The sequence below is a fragment of the Capnocytophaga bilenii genome, assembly GCF_017565765.1.
Classification (GTDB): domain Bacteria; phylum Bacteroidota; class Bacteroidia; order Flavobacteriales; family Flavobacteriaceae; genus Capnocytophaga; species Capnocytophaga bilenii.
In genome coordinates this window covers 367685-385595 of the sequence record NZ_JAGDYP010000001.1, presented here as the reverse complement: position 1 = coordinate 385595, position 17911 = coordinate 367685, and the positions used below count along the sequence as shown (strand labels likewise).

Below are 17911 nucleotides of genomic sequence, written 5' to 3'. Positions count from 1 at the left end.
ATTAAACTTCTATCTCTTCTCATTATTTCCCATTGCCATTTAAAAAAAGAATACATCTTTCCTTTGAAATCATTATCGCTTGAATCAGGAGCATTTACCTTCTTCCTATCATAGTCCATATAATTATCTGTATATCCTTGATAAAATACATGTTCACTTAATCCACCTTCTTGAAAAATATGAGGAAGAGATAACGAATGTCCACACTCATGAATTGTAGTTCTTTCACTATTTAATCCAGAATTGAATATGACTCAATAATTTTCCCAAACATTATTCATTCCATTTAAAAAAGAAATTCCATTAGTTCCTCCTGAATTTATATCCGTATAAAATAAATAAGTTCATTATTTTAAAAACTTAAAACCATTGTTGCTCATATATGACTTTATTTTCTTATCCGTGAGTTCGTTGTCTAGCTCTCCTATTGCTTTGACTTCCTTAACTTTATTGTCATATAGATGCACAAAAATATAGCTACAAGTCGCGCAATCCTTCATATAACAAGCAACAACCATCTCAATAGCAACATAAGTATCCTTCTTGTTTTTTGAGCAATATATAGCAAGAGGAATACAATAGTCTAATGCAAGTTCCTCAGTTTTGTCAAACCTCACTTGCTGCTTATTGATGGTTAGAAAATATCCGTTGTCTATACTGTGTTTGGGGATAGAACACTCTGGCTCTCTCCTTCTATCATTCTTCGTATCAATAAGCATATAGATGTCATTATCTAATGCTTTGATATTTATCACATACCTGCCAAAAGAATCGTTTAGAAGCCCCCAACAATAGGGAGGATTATCAATCAAATCTATTTTAGCATACCTCACATTTTGCTGTGAATATGCTATATTAAAAAACAGAAACAAACAAAGAAATCTCATTTTTTTATTTTTAAAGATTAATATTTTAATCCATTACGCATATAATGCTTGATTTTTGTATAGCTATCAATAAAAGTACCCTCACTCATAATTATTTTTGAATTCATAACAACTCCTTTTTCCATATATACAAAGATATAATAATAATCGTGGCAATATTTACTATAACACATTGTGTATAATTCAATTGCGATATAGGTGTTGTTATTCTGTTTTTTAGACCAAAGCACCATAGGTATACAACTATAAATTTTATCAATTTCCTCTAATTGTATAACTTGATTATTAATCTTTAAAAAAGGATTGTTTTTTAATTTTTCTTTTATAACATTAGTACATTTATGAGTACCTAATGAACCATTTGCTGTATTAATGCATAAATAAATATGATCACCCATAATATCTTCATCAACGACATAATAGCTATCGCCATCATCTGACTCACTCCAACAACAAGACTCGTATATGTCTTTTGTGGAATATGTCTTCTTATTCTGAGCAAAAATAATACATTGAGTTAATAGTAATAAAATAATAAAACTTTTCTTCATAATTCTTTATAACCTAATTCTGTTGTTTTATAGAATAATGTTGGCAAACCTTTTTCAGTTTTATGAACTGATACAGAAACAAATATAGACTTATCTAATGTTTTATTGTTTTTCCACTTTCCGTATTTTGGATGTGAAAAATTATCTATATGCTTATCTTCGATAAATAGTTTTTCCTGAAAAAGCGTTAGTTTTCCATCTTTTCTTTTAATAAAAATGTCTATACCATGCCATCCTATTGTTCTTTTTGAAATATCCTCTTTTTCATTACTTCCTTTATCAAAATAATTTAACGCATCTATTGTAGATTTAACGGCTAATCTTATTTTATCATTTTCATTTCTTTTAAAAGCATTTTTTTCAAAATCTATTTTTGTTATATTTCTCATTGTATGATTTCTATTTTTATATTATTTTTATGAATATATCCTTTTATTCCATCTGTTGTTATAATTAATAACCAATCGCCTTCGTCTCCATCTTCAACTACTCTTACTTCTTCTCCGTTTCTTATCTTACTTATAGTATAGGAAGATGAATTTGCTTCTTTTTTTATTTCTATATTTCTTTTCTTTCCATTAATATAATAGTGAGTATCATATTCTTTTAGGAAAGATTTTAACTCTTCCCTATTGTCATGTCTCATAGTAGTATCTGCTATAATCTTTTCTAATATTCCCTTGACCTCTTTGTCTTTTTTTTCTACAAGATAAACGAAATAGGGTCCTGAAATATTATTATATGTTCTATATTCATTTTTCACTTCATTTAGAGCATGTTTATAAAAACTATCTCTGATCTTTTCTAATATTTTTAATTTACGAGCTGTTGTATCATTATCTCCAAATGTTATTTTTATCATTTTTGACAAATATAAATTCCGAAAATCCCATTCTGATAAGATATTGTCAAACTCATCATCTTCAATGTCTATTTTTTCTGCATTATGATACAAAAAAGTTATTAATTCTTTATCTTCCTGACTATAGCTATTAAAAGTTACTATTAAAAAAAGTATTATAATTTTCCAGTCCATTTTGTTTCTCCTATATTTTTGTTATTCCAATTAGATTCCTCTACTTCCCCTGCTGGCGCGAGTCACATACTCGCTTCCAAGTATTCAGCGACTTTAGCTCGTGCCTAGTATAATAAGAGTGTTTCCTGCTGCTTAGCTTCATTCCGTCTATCCAATTCACAGGATAATGGGTGAATAGATTGTTCATTGTTCTATCTTGTTTTATTTTGAAATTCTTCTTAATATTTTGCTATTGGAATAACTACTTTTTGAGGCGTCTATTTAGTTACATACTAATTGACTTTGGGAAACGTTACTTGATGTATTACCTTATGTAATGTAGGAAAATTCTTCGCAATCTAAGTTTGTTTTAAAGCGTTCAGTAAACTCTAAGAGGCTTTGTCCCTTAAATAATTCCATAATACATTAATTTTCAGAGCGTAAATATATGAAATTATTTTGATACCTCAATATATTAATTATTTAAATTTGTATATATAAATTCTATTACCTTCTTTAGGATAGACCATTATAAGCCTATCTTTTAAAAACACTTCAAAGTTCCTAATCGTATCTTTTCCGTCTATAAGGCAATCCTGCTTCTTATCTATTAGAACTTTATTACTATATCCTTCTTCTTTGATAACAGATTTTCCAAAATCATTATCTCTTGAATAAACGATAAAACCTTCTGCAGCACCAGCATATATTTCTAAGATACCTAAACTATCGTAAATAACTTTTTCTTCAACAATATATTTAGTTTCTCTTATCGTTTCTATTTGTGATTGTTCAACTGTAATATTTTTTTTCTCAAAAACTCTTTCTCTCTCATAAATAAATGTGCCTTCTTTTAGCATCTCTAATTTCTTAGAAGTGTTGTTGCAACTAATAAATAACAAAACAATTGTTACTAAATTTATAATCTTACTCATCTTATTAATTTTTTAAGGTTCTTAATTCTTCTACTTTATCTCTTTTCTCAACAACCACTTGTATAGCTCTCCCTTCTGCTTGTCCTAGAATATATCTTATTGCTGCTTTATATGCCTCATTTGCAGGTACATAATTTTGGTATAAACTGCCTTTCCTTACTCTTTTCCTCCTATGGTAAATTCATCAACCTAAACGCTATCATTCATTTTATGCGATTCACTGGATTTCATAGCTTCACGGACTTGAAGCTAGATATTCTTCGCAATCTAAGTCTGTTTTAAAGCGTTCAGTAAACTCTAAGAGGCTTTGTCCTTTGAATAATTCCATAATATATTAATTTTCAGAGTGCAAATATATGAAAATACTTTGACACCTCAAACTACTTTTTATACTCATTTATTATATTTACATAATAATTTAAGGAGGGAATAATTAAAAAATTAATTTTTTCTTTTTTTATAAATTTCCACTGATTATTTTCATATAAATATATTTCATTAACAGCATTTTTAGATAATTCAAAATCTCCAGTATTTTTATCTATATGTTTTATATATTTATTACTTAAAAACACAACTAAAATATAGTAATTACCTCTTCTTTTATTAATAATTTTTTCAATGTCTCTGGAGTTTTTCAAATAGGGGTTGTTATTTTTGAAAAAACCTTTGTTATTATAAATACTCCAAAAAAAACGTTCTTTCTTTGTTTTCCCTATAAAATTAACAGAAAAAAAACCTTGCTTAATTTCCCCACTATAACTTGGAAATAACTCTCCCTGACCCAAATCAGATAATGAAATACTATCCTTTTTATTCCTTTCGTCTAAAAAATTTATACATGACAGATCTATAGTATCTCTCGTCTGTTTAATATTTTCTTTATAGCTCTCTATAAAGAAAGATTCTTTTGATATAATGATATTACAAATCCCCAAATATAAAACTATATTTAAAACTATTCTCATTGAAGCTGTTTAAACTTTTTCTTATAATAAAATAAAAGTTCCCGAAAATTAGTAATTTTGTGTTTGAAAAAAAAAGAACACCAAAATTCAGGAACTTTAGGCAAAGATACAATAAATAAATGGATTATTCCCTTTTTAAGTGTAAAAAAGAAGGTTTAGCTTTAATAATGGAGAGCAACCAGATGTTTATTTTCTTGATATAACTTAGATTGGAATGCTCCTATTAGGGTTTATCTCCAAGTTCCTCAAAAAAGTTTAAACACGTTTTTAGATTGATTCATGAACTGATTTCTTAATATCTGCAAAGATAAAAATTAAATAAAATCAAATCCGTTCTATTTAAAAACCTTTGCAACTAACTATATATCAAATATTTAAAAAAACATTTTATATTTTTAATGGGACACTAGTGATCAAGGATATTAATTTCGGGAATTAACTATCTTAAAATCAATGTTTATCAATTTTTGTCATGTAGTTAGTCATTTTTGTTTATCTTTCACAGGTTTATACCAGCGAATAGGCACATCTTTATATTCATCTCTACTGGTTCTTTCCATCCGCTGCTCTCTTGTTTTTGTGGTATACCATATATCAACTCCATCATTGTGATAAAAATACTGTTTTTTTTCTAAATAATACAGTCCTTTATGGTTCTTTGTAAATACCAATACGTGACCAAGTGGTTTAGGTTGACCATACGTAAGGATAATATAGATATGTCTTTTATTAAATGTTACAGTTGCGCTAATATATCCTATACTCCATGATGTACAGTCATTTATAATTTGTACATCTTTTGCCAACCACGGGTTCTCTTTCTTAGGAAAATGCACCAGAATATCGTAATCATCCCCCTTAGCCTCTTTAAGAGAAATCTTAAAACGAATGGTCTTATGCAGTTTTTTTGAGGTTATTGAAAAATCTTTATCCCTAAACAACTCAGGTTGATGTTTTGCCAAATAGCGAAAAGAACCATCATCTTTCTCTTGAGCGTGAACACTGATAGAATATATCAAAGAAAAAAAACTAAATAGTAGGACATTTATTTTTGTCATAATTAATTGCTTTTTTTATTGAATCAAAATGTTTTTTTCTATTTTCATACCCTTTCTCAGTGCCTTTAACTCTTTTTGTTATTAGTTTAATTTTACTATCTTCAGAAAGACTTTCATCATTTGAATTTAAATTATAGAAGCTGTTTAAACTTTTTCTTATAATAAAAGTTCCCGAAAATTAGTAATTTTGTGTTTGAGAAAAAAAGAACACCAAAATTCAGGAACTTTGGGCAAAGATACAATAAATAATTGGATTATTCTCTTTTTAAGTGTAGAAAAAAGAAGGTTTAGCTTTAATAAAGGAAAGCAACCAGATGTTTATTTTGATGAAGAATTGTACAAAAATAGGTTTAAGATTGAACAAGCAAATGGTTGGCTTGACGGATATAAAGGTTTGATAATGAGATATGAGTATCTTGATGTAACTTGAATTGGAATGCTCCTATTAGGGTTTATCTCCAAGTTCCTCAAAAAAGTTTAAACACGTTTTTTGTTATAAATGGCTTATACCTTCTTAAATGCTGTAAAATAAACCAAGCACAGAAACCTGAACTATTTAATACCATACTCTTTTTGTTTTGCTTCAAATAAAGAATCTATATTGTTAAAATCTCTGAATATATGTTCTGTATAAAGTTCTTCACCTTTCATAGTATAATCGAAATCGTAACGATAAAAACCTGTACCATCTTCTCTACAATACACAGCAAACCTAATAATTTTATTTTGTATATGGTTTCTCAAATCTTGAATGGTATCCAAGGTCATATGCCAAGGTACAATTTTGTAAGGTTTTCCTTCTTCAAAATCACAAGTTAAATATTTATCTGCTTTATAAAAATGAAAGGTTCTATCTTCTTTTCTTATAGAGTCAGCTGAAAATTTACTATAAATAAATTTTTCAACTTCTATTTTTAAAGCTAATGTATCATCAGGAGGATTGTTAATAATATATGAAATTTCCTTTCCTTTAATTTTACAAAAAGTCGTTGGCTTACTTGGGTCATAACTATCACAAGATAAAAATCCAAACGCTAAAATCATTAATATCAATACTCTCATATCTTAAATTTTAAGATTTGTTCTTTTTCCATTATTGTAATGAAAGGTTTATAACCTCGTAAATGTTGTAAAATAAACCAAGCACAAAAGCCTCGTGCCATATCACTTGCTAATGCTGCTACTTTCCAATTTTTTTTAATAATTTTACTCGCACTACCATAGCTTTCTATATCAGCTACATCCAACCCAAAATGGTCAATGATTCGGAACACAAGTGTCCCCCCCCGCTGGCGCAAGCTTGCAGCTTGTGCCAAATTCAAAATTCACAATTCTCTCCCCGTCCTACAAGTCCCATAATCACCCGTGTGGCTCACACCCCCTGCTGGCGCAAGCTTGCAGCTTGTGCCCAATTCACAATTCACAATTCTCTCTCTCCTACTTGTCCCATTTGTCCCACCCGTCCCACAATTCATAATTCAGAAGCCGGTGCAAAGGTAATTTTTTTTGGTTATATTGTCAAGATATTGTACCTTTGCATTTAGAAGTTACTCAGAAAATAGGTACAATCAAATAAAATAAATCATTATCTTATCTTCTTGTAATTCCTGTATCTTCTTTATTTAAAACTGATTATAAAAGTAGTTTCAATTTTTTCCAAAAATCACTAACCTTCTGTGCTTTCCAAAGGAATATCAGTGAGTTCTTCCTCATCAGGAAGTGGTGCATAGTGGCGATGCAGGTTCTCCCCACTGCTGATAATATCTTCCCAATCCCGCCCTAAAGTATCGGATAAAAATCATTCGCTCTACATTAGGATCACGCTTGATAAGTATTTATATATTGAAGGACTACTCATCAACTATTTTTTATTTAGAAATTCTTTTATCTGCTCTTCAGTACGATTATATTTCTTTTTATAGCTATATATTTCAATCTTTTTTAGAGAATTATTATAAAAAATAGGGTTTAAGTCTCCGTTTTTTATATCATCATAAATATAAAGGTTTTCTAAACTATTAAAATCTTTTATAAATTCTAAATTATCAACCTTATCAATAAATAAATTTTTAATATTACTTTCTTTTAAAGACTCCAGGTAAATGTTCTTACTCCTAAGAATTGTTAAAGAGCTAATTTTATCGCATTGATTAATAGCATTGATGTCTTTCAACTTTGGCAGATAGTCAAGTTTGAGATGCTCCAAATTAGGTAAATATTGCAATCCCTCTATAGTTGGAAGTGAACCGTGTGTCAGTTCTAAATTTTTTAATGTATTTATTTCTGATAAAAAAACACAATCGGTATGGTTTAAATGCCATAAATGCAAGGTTTCAAGATCGTTTAGATTTTGAAACCTTGCATTTCCTTCTAAATGATTTTTAGAAAAATGAGTGTATAGATATGTTATAGATGTTAATTGAGTATGATCTAAAGGTATGCTATCATACCCCGCATACGAAAGACGCTTTAAATGCTTAAGAATATAAATTCCATCAATATTAGAGTTTTTTCCTATGCGTACAGAGAAGTTAAGGGTTTCAATATCAGGATATAGAGACAAAGCTGATAAATCAATATCAGGAATTTCAAATCCTTCTTGCCTAAGAGTAATAGATTTTATTCTCTTATTTTTTGCATAAGCAACTCCCTCTAACAATAAGTTATAAGGGACATTAAGACTATTTGTAAAATCTAATTCAAAATTCATAAAATTTAATGATGTTTCTTCTTTATATCTTTATCTAACTCTTCTCTTAATTCTTTAGCTAATCTATCAGCTTCTAATCTTTTATCTTTTGTTAAATTCTTGTATGCGGTGCTACCTGTGACAATAGAATTTTCTAATCTATCCTTTGGTATATAAGCTTTATTTTTTCCACTTTTAGCATAAGCTCCTTCATTTTCCAATGCTTTATACTCAACAGCTTTTCCTAACTCATTATCTCCATTTGTACTCATATGTGCCTTGCCCACTACAGTTCTTTTTTGCTTTTTTCCATCTATTTCAACTTCTTTATTTGTTCTCTCCTCAATAGATTCATTCATACGACCAATTTCACCTTTTCCAACATAAATCTTACCGTCACTAAGTTTTATCATATACGCCCCTCCTGTACCTGCAAGTCCAAAAACATCCACCTCAGTATTACAATCAAAAGTATACCCATAGAAATTAGGATTATTCCCCGCCAACCTTATCGGGTCTTGGCTAATATACGTACCTGAATCAGGTGAGTAATACCTAAACCTATTATAAGCTAACCCAATCTCCTCATCATAATACTGTCCTTGGTATAAGAAAGGAATAAACGAGCTATCACCAGCAATAGCATTTCCATAAAGATCTAATTCTCGCGCCCATACCTTTTCCCCTCTTCATCATACGCCTCATACGGCGTTCCTGCATACTGTACAATTGATCTTACTGAAGGTACAAAATTTTAAATTTGTGAAAAGAATTACAAAACTTGGTTTCTTATAATCACCAAGGTCTACTTTTTATAACTTCACAAATTCCTGTTTCTATATTAATATAATAGTTGATACCTGACCAATTATAGGCTATTATCCAATTACCATCATATACCTTAATATTAGTAAAGGGAGAATCTATAAGTGGGTTTATATCTTCAACTTGCCAAATTAAATTTCCTTTAATATCTTCTCCTGTTATATTTCTATTACATGTATATCCCGCAGGAACCTTATATAATTTAACAATAATACCATTACACTTTAAAAGTATCTGTACTTCAAGATTACTAATATCTATTTTTTGTTTTTCCATTCAGATTAATGCTCTTTTTTTAAAGGTTTTGTATTTTTGAAACACTCATCAGGGATACGCTCTAATAATTGGAATTGTTTTGCATTTTTGTCTATTCCTCCAAAACTTAAAAGAGGATTGATTTTTCCTGATCTGATTCTGGTTCCTTCAGGTACAACTACTGTTGTTTTATGAGTAGGCACTTCAGGGAGACTAAATTTTTCTTTAATCTCTTCAGGAGATAATCCTCTTATTGCAGATTCATGCATCATCCATTGTCCACCCCCTGCTGGCGCGAGCTTGTAGCTCGTGCCTACTATAATAAGAGCGTGTCGCTCATTCCTTATCAATTACTTCCCCTGCTGGAGGCTGTCCAAAAAGTCTTTAAAAGAACTACTGCGGCATACCCCTCTTTTGAAGGAAGTCCGCAAGCTGGCGCAGCTGAGTATGTGTTAAGAGGGGATGTTTATTCACATTGTAGGGGCGATTGGCAAATCGCCCTCACAAAACAAAACCTTTCAAACAACCTCTTTTATTTTTTTCAAAAATCACTAACCTTCTGTGCTTTCTAAAGGAATATCAGTGAGTTCTTCCTCATCAGGAAGTGGTGCATAGTGGCGATGCAGGTTCTCCCCACTGCTGATAACCGCTTCCCAATCCCGCCCTAAAGTATCGGATAAAAATTCATATAAAATAGGACGTTTTTAATAAAATTTAAAAAGGATATTTTATAAGTTCGTAAGAGTTCAAAGTTATTTCCTCTACTTTATTATCTAATTGTTCCTTTTCATATGGATTTTCAAAGAAAAAACAGACACTCTTATATTCAGGAATAATAAAAAAATTTTCATCATTATCATATATAATATTGGGGTATTTTTTCAATAATTCTCCAAGTGTACTTCCTATTCCTATACCTTTAAATTTACCTAAATAATTATTTAAAACAGATATTTGTGCAATTTTATTTTTAAATAAATTGATATTTACAATAAGATTTTCATCAAATGAAAACCTTAAGAAAAAATTATTAGATAACTCTATATCTAAAATACCATTCTTATAGCCATATTTCCATACATCTTGAAGGCTTTCTAATGGTTGTTCCAAACATATATTTCCTATATAATTTGGATTTATTTCTTGACAAAAAAAATCTCTTGACATAACTCTTAATGATTGTGTTCTAACTCCTGCCAAATATATGTAGTTTTACCTTTTTCATCTATTCCATTTTCTATAAAATGTCCTCTATTACCATTATAATCATAGAAAAGACAATTGTCTCCTTGATATTTATAATCTGTTGGATCTATAACTTTTATTGTTCCTTTTGAACTAGTTGATATTTTATAATATGGTCCCTCAGTATGTCTACCACCTCCTGGATGTACCTGAATTTGAGAAATTTGGGACTTCCCATTAATCGAAACTTTATCTGCTTTTTTTGAACCTTTAGTCGTTTTGTTGGTAGAAGCATTAATTCCTTCTGTCTTATTTATTTCATCCTCTAACTCTTTTGCACTTTTTCCCCACACTGAAGCAGGATTAGCTAAAATATCATCAAGAATATTTAACCCCAAAACATCCACCTCAGTATTACAATCAAAGGTATACCCATAGAAATTGGGATTATTCCCTGCCAGCCTTATCGGGTCTTGACTAATATATGTACCGCTCTCAGGCGAGTAATACCTAAACCTATTATAAGCTAACCCTATTTCCTCATCATAATACTGTCCTTGGTATAAGAAAGGAATAAACGAGCTATCACCAGCAATAGCATTCCCGTAAAGGTCTAATTCTCGTGCCCACACCTTTTCCCATTTTCATCATACGCCCCTTATTGATAAAAAACTCACTTTTAGAATAAAATTCTTTTAAAACTACCTAATTCTGTTTTAAATTCATCTAAAATACCATTACTATTATCTACTTTTCCTTTATAATTTAAATATAAACTCATTGAAGCTCCATATACAGTATTCAAAAAAATATTGAGAGGGACTTCTATTTTCTTATCTAAAATAATCATATTTTCATAAATTTCTAAATGAAATTCAAAAGAAGAATCTAACGCTGTAAACGTAATATTCTTTTGATTTTTAGAAATGCTATCTCTCAGACTATACAGAAAATTAGTCAGTGTAGGGAAAAGCATAAAATTTTGATAGGGGGCTTTGTCCCTTTTGCTTGTTATAATAAATTCCGATTGCTGAATAGTTATATCTCCTAATTCAAATTCAGAAATTTTTTCATCGTATGTTGATGCAATATCAAATTTAATAGTCATATAATATTTTTAGTGATTTCCATTTCCTCTAGCAGGGAATATTGTAATTATTTTCTTTTCAATGGTGTCAACATAAACTCTGACAAACTCTTTCTTATTTCCTTTTATTTTGATTTTCATTTCAAAAGATTGCATTTTCTTAGTTATATCCTTAGTTATTCTTTTACCTTTTTTTACAATTTTATTTGCAGCTTTTTCCAAATGATCTCTTGTTGTACCTCTCGTAAATAAATCACCTTCACCTCTAGAGTGCCCTCCACTGACATGTCTTAGATCAATATGCACCCACCCTCCGTTCGAATCCCCTTGTTGAATTACATATTTAAATGTTCTATCTCCAATCGTTAACCCCCAAACATCCACCTCAGTATTACAATCAAAGGTATACCCATAGAAATTAGGATTATTCCCTGCTAATCCAATCGGGTCTTGGCTAATATAAGTACCGCTTTCAGGTGAGTAATACCTAAACCTATTATAAGCTAACCCAATCTCCTCATCATAATACTGTCCTTGGTATAAGAAAGGAATAAACGAGCTATCACCAGCAATAGCATTCCCATAAAGGTCTAATTCTCGTGCCCACACCTTTTCCCCTCTTCATTATACGCCTCATACGGCGTTCCTAAGTGGTCTGTGAGGATAGAATACGATTTATCCCCTACAGTTTAGCCGCAGGCACAAAAGACTCATATACTGCCACTGTATGCCCATGCAACACTATATCAAACACAAAAGTTGCCAACTCTGAATTTGTTTTTTTTATTGTAGATGAAACGTTTTGTTTTAATAGTCATTTGCTATCAAACTTCTATTATATACTCAATATCCCTTATCGGAAACATATATCTATTCCAAAAGCTAAAATTATTATTTGTACAAGTATTAATTTCATTTTTAAACAATAAATATTCTTCCATATAATAATTTTCTATAGCAATTGCCTTTTTTTCCAACTCTAGTTTTGTCTCAATCTTAACATCTATAGCAATACATTCTTCTAAAGAACTATTGTAATCCATAGGAAAGTTTTTCATACATTGAGATATTTTATAAATAATTAGATCTTTTCTAAGATTTATATTTCCATTTTCATCACTTTTTAGCCTAATATAATAATTATTTTTAGAAGAAGCTATAAGAATAAAAAAAACTATTAAATTAGGTTGTACTTGATGCTCTTTGTTTATAAATATAAAATTTATCTTATCTGGTAGTACTCTATCCATTCTTATTATCCTCCTTTTAATATTGTTATTTTAGATACATCAACAGGTATTGCATTTTCTGTTGTACTTTCAACTCCTCCTCCTATTCCCCAATCAGGATTATCTTTTGGATCAACTCTTGTAAATCCCTTATTATCTGGAATATTATCAGGATCTATTTCTACTCTATACTTGGGTTTGTTAGGCAATTGATTATGTGTTTTTGCTCATCCTGCTGTTATATATTTCCTATTTGTATAGTATACTTTTTTTAAGTTACCCTCAATATCAGTATTAGGAATTTTTCCACTTTTTATTATTGCCTGATATTCTCCTTCTCCAACATATCTATAAAATTTTTTCTTTTTCTTGCTACAATCCAATCCCCAAACATCCACCTCAGTATTACAATCAAAAGTATACCCATAGAAATTAGGATTATTCCCTGCCAACCTTATCGGGTCTTGGCTAATATACGTACCGCTTTCAGGTGAGTAATAACGGAAACGATTGTAATACAACCCTGTTTCAACATCCTCATACTGCCCTTGGTAGCGGAATGGTATAAATCCTTTCTCACCCTCAAGGGTATGTATATTGCCATAGAGGTCATACTCAGCACTCCACACCTTTTCTCCATTTTCATCATACGCCTCATACGGCGTTCCTAAGTGGTCTGTGAGGATGCTATACGATTTATCCCCTACAAGTTTAGCCGCAGGCACAAAGGAGTTCTCATCAAACACCCAAGTGATAAGGTTATCAGTTACAGGCTCTTCCTTGTCGTAAACCAACAAGTTGTCCTTATCTCTACTGAGATTAGGTCGCTCGCTTAGGTCATAGATGATATATTATTTTAGCAAAAAGCAATGTCAGCTGTACCTATCTCTACAATGTTATAATTACCATCTTCTACTTTAATTTTAATGCCGCAACCATGTTCAATATCAAACTCTGTCCTAAATCCTAATCCGAATAATTCACATTCATTTTGTTCAAACAGAATGAAAATTTTTAATAGTTTTATCTCATCATATTCTATATTTATATGATAAATATTTTCACCCCATTCCTTAACAGCATCCATACATTTATTGTACCATTTTGAAAAGTTATCTATAAAATCAGCTATTTTTTTGCAATAACTATCACTTAATTTCTCTTCTGAAGCGTCCAAATCATCAGATAAGATTAGTCTAATTTTCTTATTTATTTTCCTAATAAAAATTTCTTTTGAAAGATCTTTATCAAACTTAATTTTTGTCTCTCTCATTTTTCTAATGGTATTTTTCATTCAATTCTTTTGCTTTATCTTTAGCAGCTTTAGTATCATATTCAACTCCAATTTCAAATTGTTTAACAGCTCCTTCATGAGGTAATTTTGCTTTGTGTTCTGAGGTATAAACTAATTGCATTATACATGAATTTGTTTTTTCATCATATGCTACATGATGCCATACGACCACTGCTCGGTTTTAATCCGTACTTATTTTAAATGTAAAATTACAATTAATATTTCAATTTGCAAACATACGACTCCTCAGTAGCTTCCTCAAAAAGCTGCCCAAAACTCTTGTGAGAATGGTGATTAGCTACCTTCTCCACTCCTTTATTGAACGCCTTATTAGGATCCTTACCAAATAACCAACCTAATATACCTGTAGACATATTCTAACGGGTGTTATCTCTTATTTTAAAATTCAAATTTTGTGAGTAACTCCATTTTCTTTTGGGGTAACTCGCTACAAAAATAGTTATTATTCTTAAATCTTCGAAATATTTTTGATATATTTTTTCAAAAATCACTAACCTTCTGTGCTTTCCAAAGGAATATCAGTGAGTTCTTTCTCATCAGGAAGCGGCGCATAGTGGCGATGCAGGTTCTCCCCACTGCTGATAATATCTTCCCAATCCCGCCCTAAAGTATCGGATAAAAATCATTCGCTCTACATTAGGATCACGCTTGATAAGTATTTATATATTGAAGGACTACTCATCAACTATTTTTTATTTAGAAATTCTTTTATCTGCTCTTCAGTACGATTATATTTCTTTTTATAGCTATATATTTCAATCTTTTTTAGAGAATTATTATAAAAAATAGGGTTTAAGTCTCCGTTTTTTATATCATCATAAATATAAAGGTTTTCTAAACTATTAAAATCTTTTATAAATTCTAAATTATCAACCTTATCAATAAATAAATTTTTAATATTACTTTCTTTTAAAGACTCCAGGTAAATGTTCTTACTCCTAAGAATTGTTAAAGAGCTAATTTTATCGCATTGATTAATAGCATTGATGTCTTTCAACTTTGGCAGATAGTCAAGTTTGAGATGCTCCAAATTAGGTAAATATTGCAATCCCTCTATAGTTGGAAGTGAACCGTGTGTCAGTTCTAAATTTTTTAATGTATTTATTTCTGATAAAAAAACACAATCGGTATGGTTTAAATGCCATAAATGCAAGGTTTCAAGATTGTTTAGATTTTGAAACCTTGCATTTCCTTCTAAATGATTTTTAGAAAAATGAGTGTATAGATATGTTATAGATGTTAATTGAGTATGATCTAAAGGTATGCTATCATACCCCGCATACGAAAGACGCTTTAAATGCTTAAGAATATAAATTCCATCAATATTAGAGTTTTTTCCTATGCGTACAGAGAAGTTAAGGGTTTCAATATCAGGATATAGAGACAAAGCTGATAAATCAATATCAGGAATTTCAAATCCTTCTTGCCTAAGAGTAATAGATTTTATTCTCTTATTTTTTGCATAAGCAACTCCCTCTAACAATAAGTTATAAGGGACATTAAGACTATTTGTAAAATCTAATTCAAAATTCATAAAATTTAATGATGTTTCTTCTTTATATCTTTATCTAACTCTTCTCTTAATTCTTTAGCTAATCTATCAGCTTCTAATCTTTTATCTTTTGTTAAATTCTTGTATGCGGTGCTACCTGTGACAATAGAATTTTCTAATCTATCCTTTGGTATATAAGCTTTATTTTTTCCACTTTTAGCATAAGCTCCTTCATTTTCCAATGCTTTATACTCAACAGCTTTTCCTAACTCATTATCTCCATTTGTACTCATATGTGCCTTGCCCACTACAGTTCTTTTTTGCTTTTTTCCATCTATTTCAACTTCTTTATTTGTTCTCTCCTCAATAGATTCATTCATACGACCAATTTCACCTTTTCCAACATAAATCTTACCGTCACTAAGTTTTATCATATATGCCCCTCCTGTACCTGCAAGTCCAAAAACATCCACCTCAGTATTACTATCAAAAGTATACCCATAGAAATTAGGATTATTCCCAGCTAGCCCTATCGGATCTTGGCTAATATAAGTACCGCTTTCAGGTGAGTAATAACGGAAACGGTTATAAGCTAACCCAATCTCCTCATCATAATACTGTCCTTGATATAAGAAAGGAATAAACGAACTATCACCTTACCATTGGCATCTCTTTCAAGGCGATAACGCTCGCCTGCTTCATTGTAGGTAATTTCTCTCTTTTTTCAAGTTCTTAATTATTAATATGTATAGTTATCTGCCTTTTAAATGTTCTATTGGTAGAATCTCATCAAATGGTATTTTATTTGTAATAGCATCATTTTTTACTTTTTGAATAAAATCTTTGTTAATTTTGTTTGTTTCAATTCTTTGGATTATAGATAACTGTCTATTAATTTCATCTTTGATAAACATATTGTTATCTAAAATATATTCTATTTCGTCTGTTATTATTTTTATATTGTTTGATTTAATTAGAATTATTTGTTGAATTATATCATAAACATAATAAAAAGTAGTAAAAGATTTATTCTTTCTATTAATTACACAATTATAAGTAGTATCTAAGCAGATAATCATATTTAGAGCAATAACATTATCTTGTTCAGTCAGAAATAAACTCTCTAAATTTTCTAATTTATTTTCTATTGATAAGTCTCTCACATTATTATATAGGAAGTTCCATAAATAGTTTTTCATTCTGAATAAAATGTTAATAGTTTCTAACCTAAAGAAGCTTTTATTAAACAAAGAGAACATTCTCTCTGTGTTCCAAAGAGAATATAAAGTATATTCATTATAAGACATTTCATCAATTTTCTCTTTTTTTATATCTTCAAATACCATAGAGGATAATTTTAATGATTATGTTTCTCAACTTTTATATCTTTATCTTCCAATTGCCCCAAACAATTATGTTCCCCCGCTGGCGCAAGCGTGTCGCTCGTGCCCAATTCAAAATTCAGAATTCAAAATTCATAATTCCCCTCGCCCCCGCTGGTGCGAGCTTGCAGCTCGTACCCCAATACGCCAATTCCACCCCAAAGTGATTAAAAAAACTTTTTTTTTCGCACTACTCTTTTAAAAGGTAGAAGTATGAAACTACTTTCTTTGTTTTTGCATACCTTTAGCCTTTACTTTTAAGACTTATACTATAAATTTATTTCAGGACAAGATAAGCTAGCTTTGGCTCACACTCCCCCCGTTCCACAAGTCTCACAAGTCCCAAAAGTCTCACAATTCAAAATTCAAAATTCAAAATTCAAAATTCCCCACCCGTCTCACCCGTCTTACAAGTCCTACAAGTCTCACAAGTCCCACCCGTCTCACAAATTCAAAATTCAAAATTCAAAATTCAGAATTCAGAATTCAGAATTGAAAATTGAGTTTTTATAACAAAAAAAAGCACCCAAAAAGGGTGCTTTTCTATTAAAGGGTGGAATATGGGGCTCGAACCCACGACCTTCGGAACCACAATCCGACGCTCTAACCAACTGAGCTAAAACCACCATTTCTATCATTTCGGGTGCAAAAGTATAGATAAATTTTAAAACCACCAAATTTTTTACCAATTATTTTTTATAATTATTTGTAAATCACTGATAGTCATTATAGTTCTCCACCAATTCAAAATTTTCCCCATTCCTCTTTGCCCCACACGCTTGAGGTTGTCCGAAAAGTCTTTAATAGTACTACTTCGGCATCCCCCCTTTTGAAGGAAGTCCGCGAGCTGGCGCAGCGGAGTATGTGTTAAGGGGGGATGTTAATAATCAATTAGTTACAAAAGTATTTTATTTATTAATAAGCTTGTTTTAAGCTAAAACAAAACTTTTCGGACAGCCTCAAAGTTTTTCTGGAACATTCCCCCCCAAGTCTTACAAGTCCCACCACCCTCCACCAATTCAAAATTCAGAATTCAAA

Annotated in this window: 28 protein-coding genes, 1 tRNA gene and 1 pseudogene; 1 reads left to right on the top strand and 29 read right to left on the bottom strand. The window is 30.4% G+C overall.

What is annotated here, in order from left to right:
• Nucleotides 1-347: 347 nt before the first annotated feature.
• The 8 genes from J4N46_RS01995 to J4N46_RS01960 form a co-directional block, all read right to left on the bottom strand.
• Nucleotides 348-887 (bottom strand): hypothetical protein, encoded by a 540-nt coding sequence (locus J4N46_RS01995; RefSeq protein WP_208057896.1) that lies wholly within the window; start codon nt 885-887, stop codon nt 348-350.
• Between the two features lie 17 nt (nt 888-904).
• A complete protein-coding gene (locus J4N46_RS01990; RefSeq protein WP_208057894.1) occupies nt 905-1438 on the bottom strand; it encodes a hypothetical protein in 534 nt (177 codons plus the stop codon).
• Entirely contained in the window at nt 1435-1827 is a 393-nt protein-coding gene (locus J4N46_RS01985; RefSeq protein ID WP_208057892.1) for a hypothetical protein, read from the bottom strand. Before J4N46_RS01985 ends, J4N46_RS01990 begins: the two co-directional genes overlap by 4 nt.
• Nucleotides 1824-2474, bottom strand: a complete 651-nt coding sequence (locus J4N46_RS01980; protein WP_208057889.1) for an SH3 domain-containing protein — start codon at nt 2472-2474, stop codon at nt 1824-1826. The genes J4N46_RS01985 and J4N46_RS01980 overlap by 4 nt, the downstream gene beginning before the upstream one ends.
• Nucleotides 2475-2514: 40 nt before the next feature.
• Nucleotides 2515-2661, bottom strand: coding sequence for a hypothetical protein (locus tag J4N46_RS01975; protein ID WP_208058026.1), 147 nt, complete (start codon nt 2659-2661; stop codon nt 2515-2517).
• Nucleotides 2662-2932: 271 nt separating this feature from the next.
• On the bottom strand, nt 2933-3388 hold the full coding sequence (locus tag J4N46_RS01970; RefSeq protein WP_208057886.1) for a hypothetical protein: 456 nt from the start codon (nt 3386-3388) through the stop codon (nt 2933-2935).
• A 380-nt stretch (nt 3389-3768) separates the two neighbouring features.
• Nucleotides 3769-4356, bottom strand: coding sequence for a hypothetical protein (locus J4N46_RS01965; protein ID WP_208057885.1), 588 nt, complete (start codon nt 4354-4356; stop codon nt 3769-3771).
• Between the two features lie 482 nt (nt 4357-4838).
• Nucleotides 4839-5414 (bottom strand): hypothetical protein, encoded by a 576-nt coding sequence (locus J4N46_RS01960; RefSeq protein WP_208057883.1) that lies wholly within the window; start codon nt 5412-5414, stop codon nt 4839-4841.
• Between the two features lie 193 nt (nt 5415-5607).
• Here J4N46_RS01960 and J4N46_RS01955 point away from each other — a divergent pair, with 193 nt between their 5' ends.
• Nucleotides 5608-5844, top strand: a complete 237-nt coding sequence (locus J4N46_RS01955; RefSeq protein ID WP_208057880.1) for a hypothetical protein — start codon at nt 5608-5610, stop codon at nt 5842-5844.
• Nucleotides 5845-5966: 122 nt separating this feature from the next.
• On the opposite strand, the gene J4N46_RS01950 is transcribed toward J4N46_RS01955, so the two are convergent.
• The 21 genes and pseudogenes from J4N46_RS01950 to J4N46_RS01850 form a co-directional block, all read right to left on the bottom strand.
• Complete coding sequence (locus tag J4N46_RS01950; RefSeq protein WP_208057877.1) at nt 5967-6476, bottom strand: hypothetical protein; 510 nt, start codon at nt 6474-6476, stop codon at nt 5967-5969.
• Nucleotides 6473-6730: a DUF3289 family protein gene (locus J4N46_RS01945; protein WP_208057875.1), complete on the bottom strand. Its 258-nt coding sequence runs from the start codon at nt 6728-6730 to the stop codon at nt 6473-6475. Before J4N46_RS01945 ends, J4N46_RS01950 begins: the two co-directional genes overlap by 4 nt.
• 545 nt (nt 6731-7275) lie before the next feature.
• Nucleotides 7276-8124, bottom strand: a complete 849-nt coding sequence (locus tag J4N46_RS01940) for a hypothetical protein (RefSeq protein ID WP_009415008.1) — start codon at nt 8122-8124, stop codon at nt 7276-7278.
• Nucleotides 8125-8129: 5 nt separating this feature from the next.
• The gene (locus J4N46_RS12925; protein WP_317194287.1) at nt 8130-8723 is read right to left on the bottom strand and encodes an RHS repeat-associated core domain-containing protein; all 594 of its coding nucleotides are present in this window, start codon (nt 8721-8723) and stop codon (nt 8130-8132) included.
• A gap of 175 nt (nt 8724-8898) precedes the next feature.
• On the bottom strand, nt 8899-9204 hold the full coding sequence (locus J4N46_RS01930) for a hypothetical protein (protein ID WP_208057873.1): 306 nt from the start codon (nt 9202-9204) through the stop codon (nt 8899-8901).
• Nucleotides 9205-9209: 5 nt separating this feature from the next.
• Nucleotides 9210-9455, bottom strand: a complete 246-nt coding sequence (locus J4N46_RS01925; RefSeq protein WP_208057871.1) for a hypothetical protein — start codon at nt 9453-9455, stop codon at nt 9210-9212.
• Between the two features lie 442 nt (nt 9456-9897).
• Nucleotides 9898-10383: a hypothetical protein gene (locus J4N46_RS01920; RefSeq protein WP_208057868.1), complete on the bottom strand. Its 486-nt coding sequence runs from the start codon at nt 10381-10383 to the stop codon at nt 9898-9900.
• Nucleotides 10356-11000, bottom strand: coding sequence for an RHS repeat-associated core domain-containing protein (locus J4N46_RS12610; RefSeq protein WP_317194283.1), 645 nt, complete (start codon nt 10998-11000; stop codon nt 10356-10358). The genes J4N46_RS01920 and J4N46_RS12610 overlap by 28 nt, the downstream gene beginning before the upstream one ends.
• A 47-nt stretch (nt 11001-11047) precedes the next feature.
• A complete protein-coding gene (locus tag J4N46_RS01910; RefSeq protein WP_208057865.1) occupies nt 11048-11476 on the bottom strand; it encodes a hypothetical protein in 429 nt (142 codons plus the stop codon).
• Between the two features lie 9 nt (nt 11477-11485).
• On the bottom strand, nt 11486-12064 hold the full coding sequence (locus J4N46_RS12920; protein ID WP_317194282.1) for an RHS repeat-associated core domain-containing protein: 579 nt from the start codon (nt 12062-12064) through the stop codon (nt 11486-11488).
• Between the two features lie 215 nt (nt 12065-12279).
• A complete protein-coding gene (locus J4N46_RS01900; RefSeq protein ID WP_208057863.1) occupies nt 12280-12705 on the bottom strand; it encodes a hypothetical protein in 426 nt (141 codons plus the stop codon).
• Nucleotides 12706-12710: 5 nt separating this feature from the next.
• Nucleotides 12711-12893 carry a hypothetical protein gene (locus J4N46_RS01895; RefSeq protein WP_208057862.1) on the bottom strand — a complete coding sequence of 61 codons (183 nt, stop codon included), beginning with the start codon at nt 12891-12893 and terminating at the stop codon, nt 12711-12713.
• Between the two features lie 18 nt (nt 12894-12911).
• Nucleotides 12912-13478 (bottom strand): RHS repeat domain-containing protein, encoded by a 567-nt coding sequence (locus J4N46_RS01890; protein WP_236013557.1) that lies wholly within the window; start codon nt 13476-13478, stop codon nt 12912-12914.
• Nucleotides 13479-13540: 62 nt separating this feature from the next.
• Entirely contained in the window at nt 13541-13978 is a 438-nt protein-coding gene (locus tag J4N46_RS01885; protein ID WP_009416155.1) for a hypothetical protein, read from the bottom strand.
• Nucleotides 13962-14099: a hypothetical protein gene (locus tag J4N46_RS01880; protein WP_157049243.1), complete on the bottom strand. Its 138-nt coding sequence runs from the start codon at nt 14097-14099 to the stop codon at nt 13962-13964. Before J4N46_RS01880 ends, J4N46_RS01885 begins: the two co-directional genes overlap by 17 nt.
• Before the next feature lie 94 nt (nt 14100-14193).
• Complete coding sequence (locus J4N46_RS01875) at nt 14194-14352, bottom strand: hypothetical protein (RefSeq protein WP_208057859.1); 159 nt, start codon at nt 14350-14352, stop codon at nt 14194-14196.
• A 332-nt stretch (nt 14353-14684) separates the two neighbouring features.
• Complete coding sequence (locus tag J4N46_RS01870; protein WP_208057856.1) at nt 14685-15533, bottom strand: leucine-rich repeat domain-containing protein; 849 nt, start codon at nt 15531-15533, stop codon at nt 14685-14687.
• A gap of 5 nt (nt 15534-15538) precedes the next feature.
• Nucleotides 15539-15964, bottom strand: coding sequence for a hypothetical protein (locus J4N46_RS01865; RefSeq protein WP_208057854.1), 426 nt, complete (start codon nt 15962-15964; stop codon nt 15539-15541).
• A 42-nt stretch (nt 15965-16006) separates the two neighbouring features.
• Nucleotides 16007-16093, bottom strand: a pseudogene (locus tag J4N46_RS12995) (RHS repeat-associated core domain-containing protein); the annotation flags it as partial.
• A gap of 150 nt (nt 16094-16243) precedes the next feature.
• Nucleotides 16244-16837, bottom strand: coding sequence for a DUF416 family protein (locus J4N46_RS01855; protein ID WP_009389298.1), 594 nt, complete (start codon nt 16835-16837; stop codon nt 16244-16246).
• Nucleotides 16838-17424: 587 nt separating this feature from the next.
• Nucleotides 17425-17500 (bottom strand) — tRNA-His (locus J4N46_RS01850).
• Between the last annotated feature and the right edge of the window lie 411 nt (nt 17501-17911).